The sequence below is a fragment of the Streptomyces ficellus genome (assembly GCF_009739905.1).
Lineage (GTDB): Bacteria > Actinomycetota > Actinomycetes > Streptomycetales > Streptomycetaceae > Streptomyces > Streptomyces ficellus_A.
This window is the reverse complement of the sequence record NZ_CP034279.1, coordinates 3,114,054-3,137,211: the sequence shown is the minus strand read 5'-3', so window position 1 is coordinate 3,137,211 and position 23,158 is coordinate 3,114,054. Positions and strand designations below refer to the sequence as shown.

Genomic DNA, 23,158 nt, shown 5'->3' with positions numbered 1-23,158 from the left:
GCGTTTCCTCAGTCCCACCAGAACGTCCAGTCGGGGCGGTCAAGCACCTCCTCGGCGGCGTACGCGCGGAGGGTGTCGTAGCCGTCCCACACGTTGTCGGGGCAGAACGCGTAGTGCTCCGCCGCCACGGCGAGGGCGTCGGCCATGGTGCGGGGCGGCGCGGCGACGGACACCGTGAGAATGTCGTGGCCCAGGCCCACCACCCGTATGCCGAAGCGGTCCTCCCAGGAGCGGAGGACGGCGGAAAGCCGGACGGCGTCGGTGTGGTGGACGGCGCCGCCCCAGCCGAGGACGGCCGGGATGTCGGCGCTCCGGCGGGCGGGGACGAGGGCGCCCCGGGCGCCCTTCAGCCAGTCGTCCCCGCCGGCCAGTTCGGCCGTGGTGCGCGCGGCGGTGTCGTCCGGGTCGGTGTCGCCCTCGCCGGGCGGGGCCAGCCCGGGCCAGGCCGTGGAGAACGGGGCGATGATGCCGGCGTCTTCCTCGTCCTCGGCCAGCTCCCGCCAGAGGCCGGCCAGGACGGCGGCCGGGTCGTGGTCGTCGGGGTCGCCCACCCGGTTCACACGGAAGTGCTGGGTCTCGGTGAGCAACACCGGCTGCATCCCGGCGGCCTGACGGGCGGGCAGGAGCCGTGCCCATGTGTCGGGCGCGGCGGGCTCGTCCGCGTACCAGAGCGACGGCTGGACACGCATGGTGCCGGGCGGCAGGTCCAGGCCCAGCGCGTTCGGGTTGATGACCATGGAACGACCTTAGGTGCCGGCACTGACAACGACCGCTGACCGCGGGGCGGGACGCGGGAGTTCAGTGCCCCAGGGCCGCGTCCATGGAGCTCTGCCAGTAGGTGACGTTCGTGGAGCTGTCGACGTACGTGTCCTTCGGCAGCGTGATGGCGGCCGGGGCGTCGTCGGTCGAGCCCTCGCCGCTGCGCGGCGCGAAGTGCACCGCGAGCTTCTCGGCCGTTCCGCCGTGGGTTCCGCTGCCGTCGGCGACGGCCAGGTTGATGGCCGCGTAGGCGGACTCGCCGGGGCCGATCCTGACGACCGACTGCGGCTTGCTGCCCTCGTTGACGGCCGTGACGGACTGCGCGTCGTCGAAGCGGAGCAGGGGCGCGTGGTACGCGTCGCAGGCCGTGGAACCGGTGTTGGTCATGGTGAGCAGCGCGTGGTTCAGGGGGCGGCTCAGGGTGGTGTACGTGACCTTGACGTCGGCTCCGCAGGCTTCGGCCTCGGCCTGGGGGTCGGAGTCGTCGTCGGCGGCGGAGGTGGCGCCGCCCTTGCCCGAACCGCCGTTCGTGGCCGGCTCGGCGTCCGAGGAACTCTTCCCGGAGGGCGCGGGGCTCGCGGGCTTCTCGGCGCCTCCGGGGGTCTGCGCGGTGGCGGCCGGGCTGGGCGAACCGGCGGGCGTGGTGGAGCCGTTCGCCGCCTGGGGCTCCTGGCCCGGCAGGCAGGCGGTGAGCGAGAGCGCGGCCAGGACGGCGGTCGCGGCGGCGGCGGTGGTGCGGATACGGAAGGTACGCATGTGGTCGGTGCTCCCCGTGGGTGTGTGTCATGAACGGTGGATCAGGGCGACGACGATCGCCGTGCAGACGATCAGGACGCCGACGGCGCAGGCGTCGACGAGGTGGAGGCGGCATCGGGTCCGCATCGGGTTCCTCTCTCCTGCGGTGCTGGACACACCGTGCCCAGCGGCGTGATCCACCGGCAATGGGCACGGGACAATGGGGAACACTGGAACGCCGGAACGGCCCTGGCCTGCACGTTTGTTGAGGCCCTGGAACGCCGTCCCGGGATGGTGCGGTGGAGGGACGGCAGCGGTGGGGACCGAGACGGAAGGCTTCGCGGAGGCGTTGCGCGGGCTGAAGGAGCGCTCCGGGCTCAGCTACGGCGCACTCGCGAAACGGGCGCACATGAGTACGTCGACGCTGCACCGCTACTGCAACGGGGACGCCGTACCGACGGAGTTCGCCCCCGTGGAGCGGCTCGCGCGGCTCTGCGGGGCGTCCCGGGACGAGATGGTGGCCCTGCACCGGCGCTGGATCGTCGCGGACGACGCCCGGCTGCGGGGCCGGTCGGCGTCGGTTCCTCCGGACGAGCCTCCGGCCGATCAGGAAACGGTCGTGGTGGAGGACACCTCTGTGGGGGCGGGGGCTGAGGGTGCCTCTGCGGAGGTGGGTGGAGAGGGCGATTCCGCGGAGGTGGGTGAGGAGCCTGATGCTCCGGAGGTCGTCGCTGTGGCCGCCAGGCAGCGGCCCCGGCGGCGGATCCGCCTCGCGGTCGCCGCCGCGGTCCTCGTCGCTGCGACCGCGTCGACCGCGCTGGCGGTGACCATCGGCTCCGAGACGCCTCGGAGCGACCGGACCGCGCCGGACCCCACCGGGCGTACCGGGCCGGCCCGTGCCACCGGCCCGGCGGCAGGCCCGTCCGCCGCCCCCTCGGCAGCCGCACCGTCCCGCTCTGCGCCGCCCGGCGCGTCCCCGTCCGGCGCCGTGCCCCCGAAGGCCGCGCCCTCTGAGGAGGCGCCGCCGAAGAGCGGGGCACCCGGGCGGCGTGACGGCCGCCCGCCACTGGCCGTCGAGGTGCGCCCGTACGTGTGGGCCGATCCGTGCAGCCAGGTGTACGTGGTCGACCGACCGCCCGCGCAGGTTCCGCCGCCGCCCTCCGAACAGGCCGCGCGCGGCTGGGTGACCGCCCTGGGCGGCGTGCCGGGCGGCGACATGCTGCTGGAGCTGGTCGTGCAGGGCACCGGGGAGGAGACGGTGGTCCTCAACGCGCTGCACGTCCGGGAGGTCGACCGGGGCGAGCCGCTGCCGTGGAACGCGTACGGGATGGGCGTGGGCTGCGGGGGCAACGTGACGCCGCAGAGCCTCGACATCAACCTGGACGCGGCGCGCCCGCGGGCCGTGCCGGTCGCGGGGCAGCAGGGCGACCGGGAGATCCCGGCCGTCGGGCTGCCCTACACGGTGTCCGCGAGCGATCCGGAGGTGCTGCGGGTCACGGCGCACACGGCCGGGTACTCCGTGCGCTGGTTCCTGGAGCTGGAGTGGAGCAGCGGCGACCGGTCGGGGACGCTGCGGATCGACGACAACGGCAAACCGTTCGCCACGAGCGCCATCACGGGGCGGCCCACCTTCGACCACCCCCTGGGGAGCAGCGGCTGGGGGCCGCGTGTACCGAACGAGGGGTGAGGGACGGTCCGTTCCGGTCGCCGCGCGCGTGGTGCGTGCGGCGACCGGTCGCGGGCCGGGAGTCGCTCAGAGGCGCTCGGGCGTGCGAATGCCGAGCAGGGCCATGCCCCGGTGGAGGGTGCGGGCGGTGAGGTCGCACAGGAACAGGCGGTTCTCGACCTGCTCGGGGGTATCCGCCTTGAGGACCGGGCACTCCGAGTAGAACGTCGTGTAGTGCGACGCCAGCTGGTAGAGGTACGCGGCCAGCTTGTGCGGCTCGTAGGACGACGCCACCTCGGCCAGCGTCTCGCCGAACTGGTCCAGGTGCAGGCCAAGCGCCCGCTCCGCCGGGGCCAGGGCGACCTCGGGGTGGGCGGCCGGCTTCGCGTCGCCCGCCTTGCGGATGATCGACTTGATCCGGGCGTACGCGTACTGGAGGTAGACGGACGTGTCGCCGTTGAGCGAGACCATCTGGTCCAGGTCGAACTTGTAGTCCCGGGACGCGGAGGTCGACAGGTCGGCGTACTTGATCGCGCCGATGCCGACCTGGGCCGCGCGCTCGGCGATCTCGTCCTCGGTCAGGTCCTGGGCCTTCTCGCGGACCACGGCCGCCGCCCGGTCGATCGCCTCGTCCAGCAGGTCGACCAGCCGGACCGTCTCGCCCTCGCGGGTCTTGAACGGTTTGCCGTCCTTGCCGAGGACCGTGCCGAAGGCGAGCTGCACGGCGTGCACCTGGTCGTTCAGCCAGCCGGCGCGGCGGGCGGTCTCGAAGACCATCTTGAAGTGCAGCGACTGGCGGGCGTCCACCACGTACACCAGGGTGTCGGCGCCCAGGTTCTGGACGCGGTCGCGGATGGCCGACAGGTCGGTGGCCGCGTACCCGTAACCGCCGTTGGACTTCTTGACGATCAGCGGGACCGGGTTGCCGTCCGGGCCCTTCACGTCGTCGAAGAACACGCACAGGGCGCCCTCGGAGCGGACCGCGACGCCGGAGTCCTCCAGCAGGCGGCAGGTCTCGTCGAGCATGTCGTTGTAGCCGGACTCGCCGACGACGTCCGGGTCGTCGATCTCCATGTCGAGCTTGTTGAAGACCGAGTAGAAGTAGATCTTCGACTCGTCGACGAACCGCTGCCAGAGGGCGAGGGTCTCCTCGTCGCCGGACTGCAGCGCCACCACCCGGTCGCGTGAGCGGGCCTTGAACTCCTCGTCGGAGTCGAACAGGGCGCGGGCGGCCTTGTAGAGGCGGTTCAGGTTGGACATCGCCTCCTCGCCGGAGACGTCCGCGTCCTTGTGGTCCAGCTCGTGCGGGTGCTCGATCAGGTACTGGATGAGCATGCCGAACTGGGTGCCCCAGTCGCCGATGTGGTGGCGGCGGACGACCTTCTCGCCGGCGAACTCCATGATCTTGACCATGGCGTCGCCGATGACGGCGGAGCGCAGGTGCCCGACGTGCATCTCCTTCGCCACGTTCGGCTGGGCGTAGTCGATGACCGTCGTTCCGGCCTGCTCGGCGTACGGCACGCCGAGGCGGTCGTCGGCGGCGCGGGCGGCGAGGGTCTCGGTGATCGCCCGGTCGGTGACCGTGATGTTGAGGAAGCCGGGGCCCGAGACCTCGACGTCCTTCAGGAGGTCGGTGCTCCCGAGGGACTCGACGACCTTGGTGGCCAGCTCGCGCGGGTTGCCCTTGAGCTTCTTCGCGAGCGCCAGGATGCCGTTGGCCTGGAAGTCGGCCCGGTCGCTTCGTCGCAGCAGGGGGTCGGCGGGGCCGGCCTCCGGCAGGGCAGCCGAGAGGGCGTCCGCGAGCCGCTGCTGCACGGTCGAAGCGAGGGAAGGGACCGAGGCCATGAGCTTCCGTTCCTGTCGTGGGTGAGTCGTGGGTGAGCCGTGGGGAATGCCTATTCCGGTTGTCAAGTGTCCCACGGGTCCGCAAGCTCTTTGTCGGGGCTTCGCCCGGGCTGTGGACAACCTCGGGGGACGTTGTTCCGTCTGGGAGAATGTCTTACGCCAGCCTTCGAGATCCCAAGGAACCAAGGACGTGCCGATCGTGGCTCAGAGCAGCACCGAGACCGACTGGGTCTCCCGTTTCGCGGACGAGGTCATCGCCGAATCGGAGCGACGTGCGCCTGGGAAACCGGTCGTGGTCGCCTCCGGCCTGTCGCCCTCGGGCCCCATCCACCTGGGCAACCTCCGCGAGGTCATGACCCCGCACCTGGTCGCCGACGAGATCCGCCGCCGGGGGTACGAGGTCCGGCACCTGATCTCGTGGGACGACTACGACCGGTACCGCAAGGTGCCGGCCGGTATCGCGGGCGTGGACGAGTCGTGGGCCGAGCACATCGGCAAGCCGCTGACGTCCGTCCCCGCCCCGGCCGGCTCCCCGCACGCGAACTGGGCGGAGCACTTCAAGGCCGGCATGACCGAGTCGCTGGCCGAGCTGGGCGTCGAGTACGACGGGATCAGCCAGACCGAGCAGTACACCTCCGGCGCCTACCGCGAGCAGATCCTGCACGCGATGCGGCAGCGGGGCGCGATCGACGCGGTCCTCGACCGGTACCGGACGAAGGACAAGGCGACCGGCAAGCCGAAGAAGCAGCAGCAGAAGCCGGTCGACGAGGCCGAGCTGGAGGCCGCCGAGGGGTCCGGCGCGGCGAGCGAGGACGACGGCTCCGGCGGCGCCGGCGGCTACTTCCCGTACAAGCCGTACTGCGGGCAGTGCGGCAAGGACCTGACCACCGTCACCTCGTACGACGACGAGTCGACCGAGCTGGCCTACACCTGCGCCTGCGGCTTCGCCGAGACGGTGAAGCTCAGCGAGTTCAACCGCGGCAAGCTGGTCTGGAAGGTCGACTGGCCGATGCGCTGGGCCTACGAGGGCGTGATCTTCGAGCCCAGCGGTGTCGACCACTCCTCGCCCGGCTCGTCGTTCGTGGTGGGCGGGCAGATCGTCCGCGAGGTCTTCGGCGGCGTCCAGCCGATCGGCCCCATGTACGCGTTCGTGGGCATCTCCGGCATGGCGAAGATGTCGTCCTCCAAGGGCGGCGTCCCCACCCCGGCCGACGCCCTGAAGATCATGGAGGCCCCGCTGCTGCGCTGGCTGTACGCGCGCCGCAAGCCCAACCAGGCCTTCAAGATCGCCTTCGACCAGGAGATCCAGCGGCTGTACGACGAATGGGACAAGCTGGAGGGCAAGGTCGCCGACGGCAGCGTGCTGCCCGCCGACGCCGCCGCCCACTCCCGTGCCGTGCGCACCGCCGCCGGTGAGCTGCCGCGCACGCCCCGCCCGCTGCCGTACCGCACGCTCGCCTCGGTCGCCGACATCACCGCCGGCCACGACGAGCAGACGCTGCGCATCCTGAGCGAGCTGGACCCGGCCAACCCGCTGGCCTCGCTCGACGAGGCCCGCCCCCGGCTGGACCGCGCCGAGAGCTGGATCTCCACCCAGGTCCCGGCCGACCAGCGCACCATCGTCCGCTCCGAGCCCGACACCGAGCTGCTCGGCTCGCTGGACGACGAGGGCCGCGAGTCGCTGCGCCTGCTGCTGGAGGGCCTGGACAGCCACTGGTCGCTGGACGGGCTCACGACGCTCGTCTACGGCGTGCCGAAGGTGATGGCCGGGCTCGACCCGGAGGCCAAGCCGACGCCGGAGCTGAAGGTCGCCCAGCGCACCTTCTTCGCCCTGCTCTACCGCCTCCTGGTCAGCCGTGACACCGGGCCCCGGCTGCCCACGCTGCTGCTCGCCGTGGGCGCCGACCGGGTGCGCAAGCTGCTCGGCGCGTAGGCGTCACCGGACCCGTGCCGCGGAGGGCTCTCACCTGGGGTGAGGGCCCTCCCGCCGTTCCTGCATCCTTTGGATGACCCGGGTATCGGTCCGGCGCAGGACGCGTCCGGCACCCGGGCGCGGGACGGTGGAGTCATGAAGGAGATCGTGGCAGTCATCGGTTGGGTCGCCGGCATCCAGGGCGTACTGGGCGTCGCGGGACGGATCTTCGGGGACGGGCCGTGGGGCCTGCTGCACAAGTGGTGGGAGATCCCCACGGCCGGGTACGCCGTGATCGCGGTCGCCGGTGCGGTCCTCGCCGTGTACGGGGAGACCGCGAAGACCCGGGCCAAGCAGGTGTGAGCGCCGGGCGCCGGGCCGGACGAGCGCCCGGCGGCTGGGCGCCGTGCCTTATCAGGCGATGTGCTCGGCGGCCAGCTCCGCCTGGTAGCGGTCCTTGAAGTCGGGCAGCAGGCGGCGGAGCAGGACCGCGCTGAGCGGGTGACGGATGTCGTAGCCGTCGGCGAGGTGTATGGCGAGCACGTCCACGCTCGGCCAGTCGTTGTTCTCGTCGACGTACTGCCGGAACACCGGGTAGGCGAGGCGGCTGAACTCCTCGGCGTCCGGGTCGTCCGCCTCCCCGGGCAGTGCCTCGCCGGGCAGCGTCTCGCTGGGCAGCGCCTCACCGGGCGCCGGGTCCTCGGGGACGTAGCCGCGCTGCTCGTAGCCGGTCTGCTCGTAGGCGTCCTGCGGCAGTTGCGGGGCGGCGAACCAGGGGCTCACGTGGTTACCCGGAAGCTGGTGCTCCGGCTCCGGGACCGACACGTCCTCGGGCGCGGGCGGCTGTTCCGGCAGGGGCTGCGGGTCCGGCCCCTGCGGCGACGGCGGCTGCGGCTGCGGTTCTGCCGTGTGCGGCGCTTCCGGCAGGGCCTGCGGCTCGGGGTGGTCGTGACCCCGGGTGCCGTCCGGCCCGTCGGGCACCCGGTGCTGGAGCAGCGCCGGCTCGGGAGCCGCCTTCTCCACCAGGGCCGGCGTGGGCGGCAGCAGGACGGGCTCGATGCCCGCCGCCGCGAGACCGGCCGGTGCCGTCTCGGCGAGCGGCACCCCGTACTTCGCCAGCCGCAGCGGCATCAGTGCCTCGACCGGGGCCTTGCGGCGCCAGGCGCGGCCGAAGCGCGCCTGGAGGCGGGCCTGGTAGATCAGCCGGTCCTGTTCGAGCTTGATGACCTGCTCGTACGAGCGCAGCTCCCACAGCTTCATCCGGCGCCACAGCCGGAAGGTGGGGACGGGCGAGAGCAGCCACCGGGTGAGGCGTACGCCCTCCATGTGCTTGTCGGCCGTGATGTCGGCGATCCGGCCGATGGCGTGCCGCGCCGCCTCCACCGACACCACGAACAGCACCGGGATCACGGCGTGCATGCCCACGCCGAGCGGATCGGGCCAGGAGGCCGCGCCGTTGAAGGCGATCGTCGCCGCGGTGAGCAGCCACGCCGTCTGGCGCAGCAGCGGGAAGGGGATGCGCAGCCAGGTCAGCAGCAGGTCGAGCGCGAGGAGGACGCAGATACCGGCGTCGATGCCGATGGGGAAGACGAGCGAGAAGTCGCCGAAACCTTTCTTCTCGGCGAGCTCGCGCACGGCCGCGTACGAACCGGCGAAACCGATACCGGCGATGATCACCGCACCGGTGATGACGACGCCGATGAGTATGCGGTGCGTCCGTGTGAGCTGCATTGCGGCCACCCGCGATCCCCTCCCCTTGATGGAACTGAGCGGGCAAAGCCTGGCACACGTGTGCGGAGCCCGGACCTCGGGGGAGGTCCGGGCTCCGCGACCGCGTGCCTGCCGCCGTGCGCCGGCGCCGGTTACTTGTTGGCCGCCGCGACCGCGGCCACCGCCTCCTTGGAGGCCTTGACCGCGTCCTCCATCAGGTCCGACGGGGTGGGGGTCTTGGCGCCCGCGTAACCGGCGCCGTTGTAGGAGACGGTGATGAGGACGTTCTCGGTACGGGTCACGATCACCGCGTACTTGAAGTCCTCGTCGGTCTTCTTCAGGCCGTAGCTGACGGCGGTCGACTCGTTGCCGACACCCGCGGCGGGCGAGGTCTTGACCGCGGTGGCGCCCTCGGTCGCCTTCACCTTGGCGACCTCCTTGGTGTAGTTCGCCTGGGCGCGCTGCTCGCCGCTGCCGAGCGACGGGTCGGACTCGTAGCGCAGGAGGGAGACGTCGAGCCAGCGGTACTGCGAGCCCTTGACGCCCTTGTCGTCGAGGCCGTTCCAGGCGCAGCTGCCGCGGCTGGCGGTGTCGCTGGACTTGCCCGGCGTGCCCTTCTCGTTCTTCACCTCCGGCACCAGGTCCTCGACGGTCTCGCCGGTGATCGCCTTGCAGGCCTCGGGCAGCTTGGTGAACTTCGCGGGCGCGACGCTCGGCGTGGGCTTCACGTCCGCCTGCGGCGAGGCGGCGGCGGACGGCGACTGCGCGCCCGAGTCGCTCTTGGCGCCCTTGCTGTCGGAGTCCGACGAGCAGCCGGCGACGACGAGCATCACCGGTACGGCTGCGCAGGCGAGTATGCGGGTGAGTCGCGGGGCTGATCGGTGCATGGTTCCTTCAGTCGCTTGTCGTACGGTCCGGCGGTCCTGTGGTGCTACGGGGTCCGCGGTTCTGCCGTCCGCGGTCCCGACACCGTAGCCCGAACGGGGACGTGCGCGGAGGGCCCGGGGGCGGACCGCGGGGTGGCTAGTCCTCGAAACTCTCGGCGAGGTTCCGGGCCAGCCCCTGGGCCTTTTCCTGCAGTTCCTTGCTGTCGGGCACCTCGGTGACCCGGGCGGGCTGCTCCCCGTACCGGATGGTCACGATGACGTTCGATGTGCGGAACACCACGCTCACGGTGCGGTGCTGCGCGGTCGAGCCGGCGCGGTTGAGGACGTCGTCGAGGAACGCGGCGTCGGCGAGGTCGGCCAGTACGCGCGGCTCCAGGCCCTCGGGGGCGGTGGTGCTCGTCGCCCCGGCCGTGGGTGCGGCGGTGCCGGTGGCGGGCGGGGTCTTCGTGCCCGGCGGTGCCGACGCCTGGGGTGCCGGTGACTGGGGTGCCTGTGGCGCCTGGGCGTCCGAGGGGGTGGTGGTGGCCGCGGGGAGACCCGCGGCGCTCTCCTTGCCCGCGTACACCTGCTGGGCCCGGTCGTCGTCGCTGACGGTGGGGTCGTAGGAGACGACGCGCTCGAAGTCGATGCTCAGCTGGTGGGAGGCGTCCGGTCCGTCGGTCTTCCAGCTGCACCCGGCGCGGCGGTCGGTGTCGTACGTGACGGAGGCGGTACCGCGGTAGACCCGCTCGCGCTGGTCCTCCGGGAGCTGGGCGGCTCCGGGCAGGAGGTCCCTGAGCGTGGAGCGCTGTACGGCGCCGCAGGGTTCGAGCAGCGTGCGGTACTTGCCCGGCTGGACGGTGGAGTCCGCGGTGCCGCCCACCTTGGAGTCGGTGTCGGCGCCGTCCGGTCCGGAGCCGGCGGTGCAGCCGGTGAGGCCGGTGACGCCGGCGGTGAGCGCCGCGAGGAGTGCGGCCACACCGGGTACGTACGCCCTTCGCTGCACGGTCCCGGGCTCCTTTCGCTCTGGTGCCGGTCGGTACGGCCGGTGCCGGTCGGGGGCCTTCCCGCAAGGAAAACGGGTTGCCGCCCGTCGGCGGTCGATGGACACAATGTGTATCGCACGCACTGCCGTCGATGCCGGTCCGCTGTCTCTTTCGCGGACCTTGGAGCCGGTTTTTGCGCTTTCATACTTTTCGGGGGGTTTGAGGAATCATGTCGTACGTAGAGGTGCCCGGGGCGAAGGTCCCGATCCGGATGTGGACCGATCCTTCGACGGTGGAGGACGGCGCGATGCGGCAGTTGCACAACGTCGCCACCCTGCCCTGGATCAAGGGCCTGGCCGTGATGCCCGACGTGCACTACGGCAAGGGCGCCACGGTCGGCTCGGTGATCGCCATGCGCGGGGCGGTCTGCCCGGCGGCGGTCGGCGTCGACATCGGCTGCGGCATGTCGGCGGTGAAGACGTCACTGACGGCGAACGACCTGCCGGGCGACCTGTCCCGGCTGCGCTCGAAGATCGAGCAGGCCATTCCCGTCGGGCGCGGGATGCACGATGACATGGTCGACCCCGGCCGGCTGCACGGCTTCCCGACGTCCGGGTGGGACGATTTCTGGACGCGGTTCGACGGTGTGGCCGACGCGGTCAGGTTCCGCCGGGACCGGGCGGCGAAGCAGATGGGTTCGCTGGGTGGGGGAAACCACTTCATCGAATTCTGCCTCGACGAGTCCGGATCGGTCTGGCTGATGCTCCACTCCGGTTCCCGGAACATCGGCAAGGAGCTGGCCGAGTACCACATCGGCCAGGCGCAGAAGCTGCCGCACAACCAGGGGCTGGTCGACCGCGACCTCGCCGTCTTCGTCGCGGACACCCCGCAGATGGCGGCCTACCGCAACGACCTCTTCTGGGCTCAGGAGTACGCCAAGTACAACCGGGCGATCATGATGGCGCTCTTCCAGGACGTGGTGCGCAAGGAGTTCAAGAAGGCGAAGGTCACCTTCGACCACGTGATCTCCTGCCACCACAACTACGTGGCGGAGGAGCGGTACGACGGGATGGACCTGCTGGTCACCCGTAAGGGCGCGATCCGGGCGGGCTCCGGCGACTTCGGCATCATCCCCGGCTCGATGGGCACCGGCTCGTACATCGTGAAGGGCCTCGGCAACGCGGCGTCGTTCAACTCGGCCTCGCACGGCGCCGGCCGGAAGATGAGCCGCAGCGCCGCGAAGCGCCGGTTCTCGACGCGGGACCTGGAGGACCAGACGCGGGGCGTGGAGTGCCGCAAGGACTCCGGTGTCGTGGACGAGATCCCGGGTGCGTACAAGCCGATCGAGAAGGTCATCGACCAGCAGCGCGACCTGGTGGAGGTCGTGGCGAAGCTGAAGCAGGTGGTGTGCGTCAAGGGCTGACGCGGACCGACGGCACAAGGGCAGGGCCCCGGCGGGTTGGCGCCGGGGCCCTGCCCTTGTACCGGGCCGGTCAGGACTCGCGGTGGACCTTGGTGTTGGAGGCCTGGGCGCGGGGGCGGACGACCAGGAGGTCGATGTTGACGTGGGCGGGGCGGGTGACCGCCCAGGTGATGGTGTCGGCGACGTCGTCGGCGGACAGCGGCTCGGGGACGCCCGCGTAGACCTTGGCCGCCTTCTCGGTGTCGCCGCGGAAGCGGGTGGTGGCGAACTCGTCCGTCTTGACCATGCCGGGGGCGATCTCGATGACGCGGACCGGGGTGCCGACGATTTCGAGGCGGAGGGTCTCGGCGAGGACGCGTGCGCCGTTCTTGGCGGCGACGTAACCCGCGCCGCCCTCGTAGGTGGCGTGGCCCGCGGTGGAGGAGACGACGACCACCGTGCCGGCGCCGCTCGCGGTGAGGGCGGGCAGCAGCGCCTGCGTCATGTGGAGCGTCCCGATCACGTTGACCTCGAACATCCGGCGCCAGTCGGCGGGGTCGCCGGTGGCGACCGGGTCCGCGCCGAGGGCTCCGCCCGCGTTGTTCACCAGGACGTCGACGGAGGGGAAGCGGTCGAGGCTCGCCGCGAAGGCGTCGACGGCGGCCCGGTCGGTGACGTCGAGGGCGTACGCCGTGGCGCGGTGGCCCTCGGCGGTGAGTTCGGCGGCCAGGGCCTCGACCCGGTCCTGGCGGCGGGCGGTGAGGACGACGTGGTGGCCGGCCTCGGCGAGCCGGCGTGCCGTGGCGGCGCCGATACCGCTGCTCGCCCCGGTGACGACGGCGACGGGGGCGGCGACCGGGGAGTCGGGGGTGGCGGCGGTCATGGGGGGTGCTCCTCGCGCGGGTGATCGAACGGCCGGTACCGGTCAGCATAGGTGGCCGCGGAAATCCCGATCTCGCGGCGGGGCAGGCTGATGATATTCGGTCATATAGGTATGTTGCGGGCATGCATGCTATGCGCAGGGGCCTGCTGGTGATGTCCGTCGCGTGGGCGACGGTGGTGGGCGCGGTCGGCGCCGCCGCCGGGAGCGTGGCCCCGGAGGCGGACGTGTCGCACCACGGTCACATCGCCCTGCTGGACGGGCGGCTCGACGTGCTGCTGCTCAGTGAGAACCGCGGGCCGTCCGCGCTCGAGGACGCCACCGTGCGGCTGGTCTTCTCGGAGCCGCTGGCCCCGGGATACCGGCTGGCGCCCGGGTGCGTGTGGGGCGGCGACCGCGAGGTGCTGTGCTCGACGGGGCCGCTGCGGGTGGACGGTACGCGGCACGAGACGGTACTCGGCCTGCGGACGGCCGGGGCGCCGCAGGAGCTCACGGCCCGGGTGTCCACCGCCTGGAACGGCGGCGCGACCGACCGGAACCCGGCCGACAACGACCACCGGGTGCTGGTGCTCGCGACGGGCGACCCGTACGTCTTCTGAAATCCGCACGTCTTCTGAAATCCGTACGTCGCCTGATTCCGGCGGCGCCACGTTTGCCGTGCGGCCGGGGCGGCCGTGACACTCGGACCATGATTGTCGAACGCGCGTACGCACATGTCGCCGCCCACGACGAGGACGAGTGGCCCTGGTCGGTGCCGTGCGTGCGGCAGCTGATGGGGGAGGGGCTGCGGTTCACCGCGCCCGTGACCTTCCTGGTCGGGGAGAACGGCTCGGGCAAGTCGACGCTCGTCGAGGCTTTGGCGGAGGGCTTCGGGCTGGACTCCTGGGGTGGTTCGCACGACTGGCGGTACGCCACCCAGCGGGGCAAGTCGGTACTGGGCGAACGCGTCCGCTTCGACGCGGCGCCCCGCGGCCGGCGCATGCTCGGGAGCCGGGCCGCCCGCAAGGGGTTCTTCCTGCGGGCCGAGACGGCACTGGACGCCCTGGACCGGGAGGGCTTCGCCCCGGACTCGGTGAGCCACGGCGAGGGCTTCCTCGCGGCGTTCCGCGGCAAGTTCCTCCAACCCGGCCTGTACGTGATGGACGAGCCGGAGGCCGCCCTCTCGTTCAGCTCCTGCCTCGAACTGCTCGGGCACCTGGACCAGTTGACCAAGCGGGGCGGCCAGGTCGTCTGCGCGACCCACTCGCCGCTGCTGACCGCCCTGCCGGGCGCCGACATCGTCGAGGTGGGCGAACACGGCCTGCGCCGCGTGGAGTGGCGGGACCTGGCCCTCGTCGACCACTGGCGCCGCTACCTCGCCGACCCCGGCTCCTATCTGCGGCACGTGCTCGAATGACCCCGGGGGGTGGGGCGCGGTGGCGATCGGCGGCGCGGCAGACGGGCGGGGGTCGGCCCACGGTCGGCGGGTCAGTCCGTGGCCCAGGCGATGTAGCCGTCGGGCCGCACCAGGAGGGTGCCGCGGCGGGCGCCGCTCGCCCAGCTCGCCCGTATGACCTGGCCCGGCACCGGGGTGTGCGGGCCCTGCGGGGCGGCCCCCGGCGGGGCGACGAGGACGAACCGGCCCCCGCGGAGCAACTCGTACAGCCGCCCTTCGGTGAGCGCCAGGTCCGGGGCGCGCCGGCCGGTCAGAGGGTGGGCGCCGCGCGGTGCTCCGTACGTGATGCCGACGCCGCTGATCATGCCGGTGGCCTTGGCGGCGGCCGGGCGGACGCTGGTCAGCATGCCGACGGCCAGGGAGCGGACGGCGCGCTGGAGGGGCGTGTGGGCCATGGCGAGGCGGACGAGGCCGCCGCTGCTGCGCAGTACCATCGCGCCGACCGGGTGCCGTTCGGTGTGGTAGCTGTCGAGCAGTGCCTCGGGGTCGGGCGCCGTGCCCCGCAGGACGGAGGCGAGCTTCCAGGAGAGGTTGGCGGCGTCCTGGAGGCCGGTGTTGAGGCCCTGGCCGCCGGCGGGGGAGTGGACGTGGGCCGCGTCCCCGGCCAGGAAGGCCCGGCCGGTCCGGTACGCGGGCACCTGGCGCTCGTCGCTGTGGAAGCGGGAGAGCCAGCGGGCGTCGTGCATGCCGTGGTCGGAGCCCAGGCTGCGCCGGACGATGTCACGCACCTCGTCGAGGTCGAGCGGTGCGCTGTCGGGAACCTGGTGGTTGCTGTCCCAGCCCATGACGCGGTACCAGCCGTCGCCGAAGGGGGCGATCATGGCGAAGGTGTCGCCGGGGCCGTCGGCCGTGATGACGTCGCCGGGCCTCTCGGTCAGGCGGACGTCGGCGAGCACGATCGAGCGGATGACGGACCGGCCGGGGAACGGCAGGCCCAACTCGCGGCGCACGGCGCTGCGGTGGCCGTCGGCACCGACGAGATACCGCGCCCGCAGGACACCGTCACCGTCCGTGCCGCCCGTGACGTCGGCGGTCACCGTGTGGCCGTCCTGGCGCAGGGCGCGCAGCTCGGTGCCGTAGCGGAACTCCACGCCGGCCGCGACGGCACGGCGCTCCAGGAGGCGCTCCACCTCGTACTGCGGGGTGATGAGCACGAAGGGGAAGCGGGTGCGCAGCCCCGACACGTCCAGCGACAGCCGGCCGAACATCCGGAGCTGGGTGACGGGCGTGCCCCGCTCCACCAGCTCGTCCGCCAGGTCGCGCGCGTCGAGCAGTTCGAGGGTGCGGGCGTGTATGGCGAACGCGCGCGTCATGTTGCTGATCCCGTGCGGCCGGCGCTCGACCACCGTGACCTTGAGGCCGGCGGTGGCGAGGTCGCCGGCGAGCAGGAGCCCCGTGGGCCCCGCACCCACCACGATGACGTCGGTCTGCGGATCGGTTGTTTCGGGCGTTTCCGTGCCGGGCGTGCCGTGCATGGCTGCCTCCTCGGTGCCCCATCCCCAAGATGAGGTCAACGCTTGTTGGTCAACAACTGTTGGTCAACGCTTGTTGGCAACGGTAGACCCGTCCCGGCTGGCATGTCAACGGTTGTTGGCCTACGCTTGTTGACGTGACGACTTCCCGCCGCTCCGACACCACCCGCGCCGCCATCCTCAAGGCGGCCAGGGAGCGGTTCGCCGCAGACGGCTACGAGCGCGCCACCATCCGCGCCATCGCCCGGGACGCGGGCATCGACCCGGCGATGGTGATGCGCTACTACAGCAACAAGGAAGGGCTGTTCACCGCGGCCTCCGAGGTCGACCTGCGACTCCCCGAGATGGAGGCGATGCCGGCCCAGCACATCGGTGCCGTCCTCGTCTCGCACTTCCTCGACCGCTGGGAGGAGGACGACGTGCTGACCGGGGTGCTGCGCGTCGCGGTCACGAACGAAGCGGGCGCCGAGCGCCTGCGCAGCATGTTCGGCAGGCAGATCGGCCCCGTCGCGGCCGCCGTGTGCCCCGACCCGGCGGACGCCCCGCGCCGCGCGGTCCTCGTCGCGTCCCAGATGCTCGGCATGGCCATGGCGCGCTACGTGCTGCGGCTGCCGCCCGCCGTGGAGATGTCACGCGACGAGCTGGTCGCCTGGCTCGCGCCGACCGTGCAGCGCTACCTGACCGCGGAACGCGCGTAGGGACGCCGCTGCGTAAAATCGCCGCATGGCGCACAGGAAGCGGCTGCTGGCCGAGCTGTCCGGCGAGGCCCGCCGTCACATGGCCGCCTATGCCCTGTTCAACCAGGCCGTCGCCGACCATCTGCGACTGCACCCCACCGACGTGCAGTGCCTCAACCTGCTGGATCTGGAGCCGGGGCCCGTCACCGCCGGCCGGGTCGCCGAGCTGACCGGGCTCACCACAGGATCGGTGACCCGTCTCGTCGATCGTCTGGAGCGTGCCGGCTACGTCACGCGCGAGCGTGACGCGGTGGACCGGCGCCGCGTGCTGGTGGCGGTGGTGCCCGAGCGGATGGCCGCGCTCGGCAGGCTGTGGGAGCGGCTCAACGCGCCCTGGGCGGCGATGTTCGACGCGTACACCGACGACCAACTGGCTTTTCTGACCACTCACATGAGGCACGCGGTCGAGCTCAGTGCCGCGCAGGTCGAACACCTGCGCGCGGAGGGGCCCTAGGGTGCGTCCGGGCAGGCCGGTGACGTGCCTCGCGGCCCTGACCCAGCCTGATCCGGACGGGAAAACCTCAGGCGGCCGCGTCGCCGAACTCGCGCAGGGCGTCCTCGACGATCGCCTCCAAACGCGCGTGGTGTGCGCCGCGCCAGTACACCCTGTTGCACGCGGTGCACTGCGCGAACACGTCGTACGTGCGCTGCGTGCCCTGCTCCAGCCGCCCGCGCACCGCGTCCTTGTCGGCGTCCGTCAGCTGCCCGTTGCAGGCCGTGCATCGCGTCCACGGGGCGAGCGCCGGGGCGAACCGCTCCAGCACGTCCCGCAGCTGCTCCTCCGGGCGGTCGCTGTAGACGTACGCCCCCGCCCACAGCTCACGGCGCCGCAGCAGGCCCCGGTCGCGCGACAGCATCACCCGCCGCTCCCTGGCCGACCACGCGGCCAGCGCCGGGTCGCCGATGTCCTCGCTCTCGTACGCCGCGTCCACGCCGAGCAGCCGCAACCGGCGTGCCAGCGTGCCCAGGTGGACGTCGAGCAGGAACCGGAGCGGGGCGCCCGGGACCGGCTGCGGACGCTCGATGCCCAGCACCTCGACGTGCTCGCCGGCGGCCGGGACGTGGGCGGGCGGGACCGGCCGGCCGTCGACCAGCAGCCGGCCCGCCTCGGTGAGGGGCACGCCGAGCGACTCGACGACATGACCGAGGGTCGACACCCCGTCGGTGACCACGGCGGTGCGCCCGCCGCGGCGCGGGGCCGCGACGAAGAGGGCCAGGCCGGGCGCGAAACTGATGTGGATCTCCGGTCCGTTCACGCCGCCAGGATGCCACCGGGCGCGCCGGACCGGCCAGATCATTTCGCCGCCGCCTCGCCCCGTCCTCCCCGCTGTTGAATGGTGTTTCCTCAGCCGCCGAACGCGTCCGCGTGGTCGGCCGCCCACCGCGCGAAGCCACGGGGCGGCCGCCCGGTCACCTCCTCGACGGTCCGGGTCAGAGGCGGGGATGCCGCCGCGCAGGTCTTCCAGTACTCGAGCAACGCCTCGGCGAACTCCGCCGGCATGTACGGCGTGGCCGACGCCTTCCACTCCTCCGGTGTGACGGTGTTGACCCGGATCCCGCGCCCGGCCGCCCGGCCGATGATGCCGAGCTGTTCGGCGAACGTGAGCACCTCGGGGCCGGTCAGGACGTACGACGAACCGCGCAGCCGGTCGTCCCCGAGGACGGCGTACGCCACCTCCGCGATGTCCGCCTCGTGGATCGGGTCGCCCGCGGCACCCGGGTACGGGAGGTCCACGGAGCCGGTCGACCGCACGGCGGGGGCCCAGTGCAGGGCGTTGGTCGCGAAGGAGCCCGGTTGCAGGTACGTCACGTCGAACGAGCCGTCGGCGGAGGCGGCGGCGAGGGCGCGTTCGACCCGGAGGTGGGACGCGGCGATCGCGTTCACCTCGGCGTCCGGGGACAGCACGGAGCTGGAGGAGAGCAGCACGATGTGCCGCACTCCGGCGGAGCGGGCCGCCGCGGCGAACGCCTCGGCGTGGCGCGGATCGGCGTACAAGAACACGGAGTCGACGCCGTCGAGCGCCGCGGAGAAGGTCAGGGGGTCGCCCAGGTCGCAGTGGGCGGTCACGACCCCGGCCGGCGGGTCGAGGTCGGCGGGGCGGGCGGACGCCGCCCGGACCCCGACGCCCGCGCGGTGCAGCAGGTCGATGAGGGCCGAGCCGACACGGCCCCGGCTTCCGGTGACAAGCACGGTCATGGTGAACGTCTCCTTCACGAACTTGCCGGTGCCCGCAGTGCCCACGGTGCCCCGCGCACACGGACAACGACAGTAGATGTTTCGCGCAGAATCTGCGTGACGCAGATAAATGTCCATGGGGGGGAGCGATCCGTCAAACCGTTTTCGCGTACGCCTACGGCACGACCCTGAAGTGCGTGGTCACCCGTCCGTCCCCCGTCAGCATGTGGAACGCCACCCCGGGCGGGGCCACCCGGTCCGTCAGGCTGTCGCCGCTCTCCCACGGCAGGCGCAGCGTCGAGACGACGCCCGGCGCCACCAGGAGCGGGCGGCCCGCGAAGGTCGTGGCGGCGGGGGTGTGCGCGTGGCCGGTCAGGATCGCCGGGACGTTGGTCCGCCCCTTCAGCAGGTTCGCCAGCCGGTCCGCGTCAGTGAGGTTCATCGAGTCGACGTACGGGTGGTGGAGGAGGGCGGGCGGGTGGTGGAACGCCGGGATCGCCGGGGTGTCGCCCAGCTCGTCCAGCGTGCGCGCCAGCCAGTCGAGCGTCTCGTCGCCGAGGAGACCCGCGTCCTCGCCCGGGATCGTCGAGTCGCACAGCAGCAGCGCGTGCCCGGCCACCCGGTGCGACCGGTTGACCGGCCCGGTGCCCTCCGGTGTCGTCGCGCCCTCGCCGCCGGGCCGCAGCACCTCGCGGTAGGCGGCGCGGTCGTCGTGGTTGCCGGGGCAGGTGAACGCGGGGGCGGCCAGGGTGCCCAGCAGCCGTGCCGCCTCCGCGTACTCCTCGGGGGCGCCGTGGTCCGCGATGTCGCCCGTCACCAGCACGGCGTCCGGCTGGCGCGACAGGCCGTTCAGGTAGGCGACGACCCGGGCCGCCCGCTCCGTCGCGTGCTCGGTGCCGTCAAGGTGCAGGTCGCTGATGTGGGCGAGCAGCATGGATCCCCCTGGGTCGGAAGACGCCGGACGGCGCCTGGTGGTCGCTGGCCACGCACCATGTGATCAGCGCCGACGGGCGGCCTCAAGGTCCAGGCGCCAGACGTTGGTGAGCAGCGGGTTGCCCGGCGGGTACTCGAACTCGCGCTCGCCGAGCAGCTCGAAACCGGCCTTCCGGCACACCGCGTTCGACGCGCCGTTGCCCACGGACGGGAAGGCGAGCAGGTGCCGGTGCTTGCGCGCCTCCCCGGCCCGCTCGGCCACCGCCCGCGTCGCCGCCGTCGCGACGCCCCGCCCCTGGAAACCGCCCAGTACGGTCCAGCCGGTCTCGTAGACCCGTGTCCCGTCCCAGGTCTGCTCCCAGAAGCCGATCACCCCCACCGGGACCTCCTCCGGTCGCAGGACGATCCGGAACATCCGTCCCGCCCCCGTCCGGTCCGCGCTCAGGTCCACGTACCTCTGGTGCCGCTTGACCAGCTGCTCGTCCGTCTCCGGACCCCCCAGGTGCTCCATCAGTTCGGGCGCGTTGACGGCCCGGAGGAGGGGCAGGTCTCGCTCCGACCACGGCTCGATGCGTACCGGCGACACGTCACTGTCCATATCAGGCACGTCAGTACATTCAGGGCCACACCAGGCAGTACGGCTGGTGCCCCGCCTCGTGGAGCCGTACCGAGAAGTCCTGCCACTCGTGCAGCAGCTGGTAGACGTTGAACGCGTCGCGCGGGCCGCCGCGGTCCGGGACGGTCGACCATATGAAGGCCGCCGCGCCCACCGACTCCTCGCCGATGCCGCGCAGCGGGTCGACCACCGTAGTGGGGAGCTTGACCACCGCGTAGTCGGGGTGCAGCACGACCAGCTCCAGCGGCGGCACCTTGTTGAGCGGCATGCCCTGGATGCCGGTCAGCACCATCGCGGCTATGGTCTCGGGCTTGATCTTGGTGAACATGCCGCCCATGCCCAGCTCGTCGCCGCCCAGCTCCTCGGGCCGCATCGAGATCGGCACGCGCGCGGCGGTGGCGCCGTTGGGAGCGCCGAAGTACTTGTAGGTCACCCCCATGCCCCGGCCACCCCCGCTTCCGCCGCCGCCGATCGGTCCCAGGGAGGTTCTGTCCTGCTCGCGCCGGTGCTTCCCCCGCCGGGCAGGCTCAGGACCCAGGTCGTCGGTCCCCTCGCCCAGTCCGCCACCGCGATGCATATCTCCACCCGACTGCTTTTTAGGTAACACAGCCCCCGCCGCGCAACCCGATCATCGTGACAGTGACCTCCCCCGCGGACGTGCGGTGAAACACCTGTCCGCAAGAACGTCGGGGCCTCTGACACCATGGATTCCGTGAGCATTCCCTATGACGCCCCAGTTTCGCAGACCCGGAGGTCCGGCGCCTCGTCGTAAACAACGTCGCGGACAGGCGGGCCGTTCAAGGAGGGCCCACTCCCTCGCCCCGGCCGCCATGCCCGAGCATTGCTGCCGTCAACTCGTTCTCGCAGGTCAGGACCAACGTGCCGTATTCATACGAAGCCCCAGTCTCACAGACGCTTTTCGACCGCGCGTCCCTCGTGACGCCCGGCGGCGTGAACTCTCCCGTGCGTGCCTTCCGGGCCGTGGGCGGTACGCCCCGGTTCATGGTGTCCGGCACCGGTCCGTACCTCACCGACGCGGACGGGCGGGAGTACGTCGACCTCGTCTGCTCGTGGGGGCCGATGATCCTCGGTCACTCGCACCCCGAGGTCGTCGCCGCCGTCCAGGAGGCCGTCTCCCGGGGCACCTCCTTCGGCACGCCCGGTGAGGGCGAGGTCGCGCTCGCCGAGGAGATCGTCGCCCGGATCGAGCCCGTCGAGCAGGTGCGACTGGTGTCGTCCGGCACCGAGGCCACCATGTCGGCGATCCGGCTGGCCCGCGGCTTCACCGGCCGCGCCAAGGTCGTGAAGTTCGCCGGCTGCTACCACGGCCACGTGGACGCCCTGCTGGCCGCCGCCGGGTCCGGGCTCGCCACCTTCGCGCTGCCCGACACGCCCGGCGTCACCGGCGCCCAGGCCGGCGACACGATCGTCCTGCCGTACAACGACCTGGACGCCGTGCGCCAGGCCTTCGCCGCCCACCCCGGCGAGATCGCCTGCGTGATCACCGAGGCGTCGCCCGGCAACATGGGCGTGGTGCCGCCCCGCGACGGGTTCAACCAGGGGCTGAAGGACCTGTGCGCCGAGAACGGCGCGCTGTTCGTCTCCGACGAGGTCATGACCGGCTTCCGCACGTCGAAGGCCGGCTGGTACGGCGTCGACGGCGTCACGCCCGACCTGATGACCTTCGGCAAGGTCATGGGCGGCGGCTTCCCGGCGGCCGCGTTCGGTGGCCGCGCCGACGTCATGGCGCACCTGGCCCCGGCCGGCCCCGTCTACCAGGCGGGCACGCTGTCCGGGAACCCGGTCGCCACCGCCGCCGGTCTCGCGCAGCTGCGGCTGCTGGACGACGCGGCGTACGAGAAGGTGAACGCGGTCTCGCGGGAGATCCAGGCCCTGGTGACCGGCGCGCTGGACAAGGAGGGCGTCGCCCACCGCCTCCAGACGGCGAGCAACATGTTCTCCGTCTTCTTCACCGACGCCGAGGTCGCGGACTACGACGACGCCAAGCGGCAGGAGTCCTTCCGCTTCACCGCGTTCTTCCACTCCATGCTGGCGCAGGGCGTCTACCTCCCGCCGTCCGCGTTCGAGTCCTGGTTCGTGTCCACCGCGCACGACGAGCGCGCCGTCGAGCGCGTCGCCGCCGCGCTGCCGGCCGCCGCCCGCGCCGCGGCGGAGGCCACCGCATGACCGCCGGCAAGGACATCACCGTCGTCCACCTGATGCGCCACGGCGAGGTGCACAACCCGGACGGGGTCCTGTACGGGCGCCGGGCCGGCTACCACCTGTCGGACCTGGGCCGGCGGATGGCCGACCGGGTCGCCGAGCACCTGGCGGGCCGGGACGTCACGCACGTCGTCGCCTCCCCGCTGGAGCGCGCCCAGGAGACCGCCGAGCCCATCGCCAAGGCGCACGCCCTGGACCTCGCCACCGACGAGCGGCTGATCGAGGCGGGCAACGTCTTCGAGGGCAAGACCTTCGGGGTCGGCGACGGCGCGCTGCGCCGGCCCGCCAACTGGCGCCACCTGACCAACCCGTTCCGGCCCTCGTGGGGCGAGCCGTACATCGACCAGGTGGTCCGGATGATGGGCGCGCTGAACGCGGCGCGGGACGCGGCGCGCGGGCACGAGGCGGTGTGCGTCAGCCACCAGCTGCCCATCTGGATCGTGCGGAGCTTCGTCGAGCGTCGGCGGCTGTGGCACGACCCGCGCCGCCGGCAGTGCACGCTCGCGTCGCTGACCACCTTCACGTACCAGGGCGACCGGATCGTGTCGGTGGGCTACAGCGAGCCGGCGCGCGACCTCGTCCCGCCGCACCTGCTGGCCGGGGCCAGGCCGGTGAAGGGCAAGTCCAAGGCGTACGGCGCGTAGCGGCCCCCCGGGGGCGCCGGCCCACCCGCCGCGCGCCCCCGGGTCCGCTCCCCGGCCTGCCCTCCTGGCCGCCCCCGTGGCCGCACCCGGCCCGCCCCCGTGCCCGCACCGGACCCGTTTGTGCCGCCCCGTCCCACCCCTGCGTAATAGCTTCGTCACGC

The 23,158-nt window shown here is 72.3% G+C and carries 23 protein-coding genes; 10 read left to right on the top strand and 13 right to left on the bottom strand.

The window, feature by feature from the left end:
- Window positions 1-8: 8 nt before the first annotated feature.
- Together EIZ62_RS13725 and EIZ62_RS13720 are read right to left on the bottom strand one after the other, a co-directional pair.
- Window positions 9-737 (bottom strand): DUF4253 domain-containing protein, encoded by a 729-nt coding sequence (locus EIZ62_RS13725; protein ID WP_156692974.1) that lies wholly within the window; start codon window positions 735-737, stop codon window positions 9-11.
- Between the two features lie 61 nt (window positions 738-798).
- On the bottom strand, window positions 799-1,515 hold the full coding sequence (locus EIZ62_RS13720) for a DUF4232 domain-containing protein (protein ID WP_156692973.1): 717 nt from the start codon (window positions 1,513-1,515) through the stop codon (window positions 799-801).
- Window positions 1,516-1,810: 295 nt separating this feature from the next.
- Here EIZ62_RS13720 and EIZ62_RS13715 point away from each other — a divergent pair, with 295 nt between their 5' ends.
- A complete protein-coding gene (locus EIZ62_RS13715) occupies window positions 1,811-3,181 on the top strand; it encodes a helix-turn-helix domain-containing protein (RefSeq protein WP_244375667.1) in 1,371 nt (456 codons plus the stop codon).
- A gap of 66 nt (window positions 3,182-3,247) precedes the next feature.
- Here EIZ62_RS13715 and argS read toward each other — a convergent pair whose 3' ends face one another.
- Entirely contained in the window at window positions 3,248-5,005 is a 1,758-nt protein-coding gene (gene argS, locus EIZ62_RS13710; RefSeq protein ID WP_156692971.1) for an arginine--tRNA ligase, read from the bottom strand.
- Window positions 5,006-5,195: 190 nt separating this feature from the next.
- Here argS and lysS point away from each other — a divergent pair, with 190 nt between their 5' ends.
- Together lysS and EIZ62_RS13700 are read left to right on the top strand one after the other, a co-directional pair.
- Entirely contained in the window at window positions 5,196-6,938 is a 1,743-nt protein-coding gene (lysS, locus tag EIZ62_RS13705; protein WP_156692970.1) for a lysine--tRNA ligase, read from the top strand.
- A gap of 135 nt (window positions 6,939-7,073) precedes the next feature.
- Window positions 7,074-7,280, top strand: a complete 207-nt coding sequence (locus EIZ62_RS13700) for a hypothetical protein (protein ID WP_156692969.1) — start codon at window positions 7,074-7,076, stop codon at window positions 7,278-7,280.
- A gap of 51 nt (window positions 7,281-7,331) precedes the next feature.
- Here the strand turns inward: EIZ62_RS13700 and EIZ62_RS13695 are convergent, their stop codons facing one another.
- The 3 genes from EIZ62_RS13695 to EIZ62_RS13685 form a co-directional block, all read right to left on the bottom strand.
- Complete coding sequence (locus EIZ62_RS13695; protein ID WP_156692968.1) at window positions 7,332-8,648, bottom strand: DUF2637 domain-containing protein; 1,317 nt, start codon at window positions 8,646-8,648, stop codon at window positions 7,332-7,334.
- A gap of 131 nt (window positions 8,649-8,779) precedes the next feature.
- Complete coding sequence (locus EIZ62_RS13690) at window positions 8,780-9,514, bottom strand: DUF3558 domain-containing protein (RefSeq protein WP_156692967.1); 735 nt, start codon at window positions 9,512-9,514, stop codon at window positions 8,780-8,782.
- 136 nt (window positions 9,515-9,650) lie between these two features.
- Window positions 9,651-10,499, bottom strand: coding sequence for a DUF3558 domain-containing protein (locus EIZ62_RS13685; RefSeq protein ID WP_156692966.1), 849 nt, complete (start codon window positions 10,497-10,499; stop codon window positions 9,651-9,653).
- Window positions 10,500-10,708: 209 nt separating this feature from the next.
- Between EIZ62_RS13685 and EIZ62_RS13680 the strand changes: the two genes are divergently transcribed.
- Window positions 10,709-11,902, top strand: coding sequence for an RtcB family protein (locus EIZ62_RS13680; protein ID WP_156692965.1), 1,194 nt, complete (start codon window positions 10,709-10,711; stop codon window positions 11,900-11,902).
- Between the two features lie 70 nt (window positions 11,903-11,972).
- Here the strand turns inward: EIZ62_RS13680 and EIZ62_RS13675 are convergent, their stop codons facing one another.
- A complete protein-coding gene (locus EIZ62_RS13675; RefSeq protein ID WP_156692964.1) occupies window positions 11,973-12,764 on the bottom strand; it encodes an SDR family NAD(P)-dependent oxidoreductase in 792 nt (263 codons plus the stop codon).
- Between the two features lie 122 nt (window positions 12,765-12,886).
- Between EIZ62_RS13675 and EIZ62_RS13670 the strand changes: the two genes are divergently transcribed.
- The gene (locus EIZ62_RS13670) at window positions 12,887-13,360 is read left to right on the top strand and encodes a hypothetical protein (protein WP_167536375.1); all 474 of its coding nucleotides are present in this window, start codon (window positions 12,887-12,889) and stop codon (window positions 13,358-13,360) included.
- Window positions 13,361-13,449: 89 nt separating this feature from the next.
- Window positions 13,450-14,157, top strand: coding sequence for an AAA family ATPase (locus EIZ62_RS13665; RefSeq protein WP_156692963.1), 708 nt, complete (start codon window positions 13,450-13,452; stop codon window positions 14,155-14,157).
- 71 nt (window positions 14,158-14,228) lie between these two features.
- Here the strand turns inward: EIZ62_RS13665 and EIZ62_RS13660 are convergent, their stop codons facing one another.
- On the bottom strand, window positions 14,229-15,671 hold the full coding sequence (locus EIZ62_RS13660) for an FAD-dependent oxidoreductase (RefSeq protein WP_156692962.1): 1,443 nt from the start codon (window positions 15,669-15,671) through the stop codon (window positions 14,229-14,231).
- 134 nt (window positions 15,672-15,805) lie between these two features.
- Between EIZ62_RS13660 and EIZ62_RS13655 the strand changes: the two genes are divergently transcribed.
- Complete coding sequence (locus EIZ62_RS13655) at window positions 15,806-16,366, top strand: TetR/AcrR family transcriptional regulator (RefSeq protein ID WP_156692961.1); 561 nt, start codon at window positions 15,806-15,808, stop codon at window positions 16,364-16,366.
- A 25-nt stretch (window positions 16,367-16,391) separates the two neighbouring features.
- Window positions 16,392-16,859 carry a MarR family winged helix-turn-helix transcriptional regulator gene (locus tag EIZ62_RS13650; RefSeq protein ID WP_156692960.1) on the top strand — a complete coding sequence of 156 codons (468 nt, stop codon included), beginning with the start codon at window positions 16,392-16,394 and terminating at the stop codon, window positions 16,857-16,859.
- Window positions 16,860-16,926: 67 nt separating this feature from the next.
- Here EIZ62_RS13650 and EIZ62_RS13645 read toward each other — a convergent pair whose 3' ends face one another.
- The 5 genes from EIZ62_RS13645 to EIZ62_RS13625 form a co-directional block, all read right to left on the bottom strand.
- Window positions 16,927-17,661 (bottom strand): Mut7-C RNAse domain-containing protein, encoded by a 735-nt coding sequence (locus EIZ62_RS13645; RefSeq protein WP_156692959.1) that lies wholly within the window; start codon window positions 17,659-17,661, stop codon window positions 16,927-16,929.
- Window positions 17,662-17,750: 89 nt separating this feature from the next.
- Complete coding sequence (locus EIZ62_RS13640) at window positions 17,751-18,602, bottom strand: SDR family oxidoreductase (RefSeq protein ID WP_156692958.1); 852 nt, start codon at window positions 18,600-18,602, stop codon at window positions 17,751-17,753.
- A 154-nt stretch (window positions 18,603-18,756) separates the two neighbouring features.
- Window positions 18,757-19,515 carry a phosphodiesterase gene (locus EIZ62_RS13635; protein WP_156692957.1) on the bottom strand — a complete coding sequence of 253 codons (759 nt, stop codon included), beginning with the start codon at window positions 19,513-19,515 and terminating at the stop codon, window positions 18,757-18,759.
- Window positions 19,516-19,578: 63 nt separating this feature from the next.
- A complete protein-coding gene (locus EIZ62_RS13630) occupies window positions 19,579-20,112 on the bottom strand; it encodes a GNAT family N-acetyltransferase (RefSeq protein WP_156692956.1) in 534 nt (177 codons plus the stop codon).
- A gap of 19 nt (window positions 20,113-20,131) precedes the next feature.
- On the bottom strand, window positions 20,132-20,707 hold the full coding sequence (locus EIZ62_RS13625; protein ID WP_208827900.1) for a hypothetical protein: 576 nt from the start codon (window positions 20,705-20,707) through the stop codon (window positions 20,132-20,134).
- Between the two features lie 302 nt (window positions 20,708-21,009).
- Between EIZ62_RS13625 and hemL the strand changes: the two genes are divergently transcribed.
- Window positions 21,010-22,317, top strand: coding sequence for a glutamate-1-semialdehyde 2,1-aminomutase (hemL, locus tag EIZ62_RS13615; RefSeq protein WP_156692954.1), 1,308 nt, complete (start codon window positions 21,010-21,012; stop codon window positions 22,315-22,317).
- Window positions 22,314-22,997 carry a histidine phosphatase family protein gene (locus EIZ62_RS13610; protein WP_156692953.1) on the top strand — a complete coding sequence of 228 codons (684 nt, stop codon included), beginning with the start codon at window positions 22,314-22,316 and terminating at the stop codon, window positions 22,995-22,997. The genes hemL and EIZ62_RS13610 overlap by 4 nt, the downstream gene beginning before the upstream one ends.
- The last annotated feature ends 161 nt before the right edge of the window (window positions 22,998-23,158 follow it).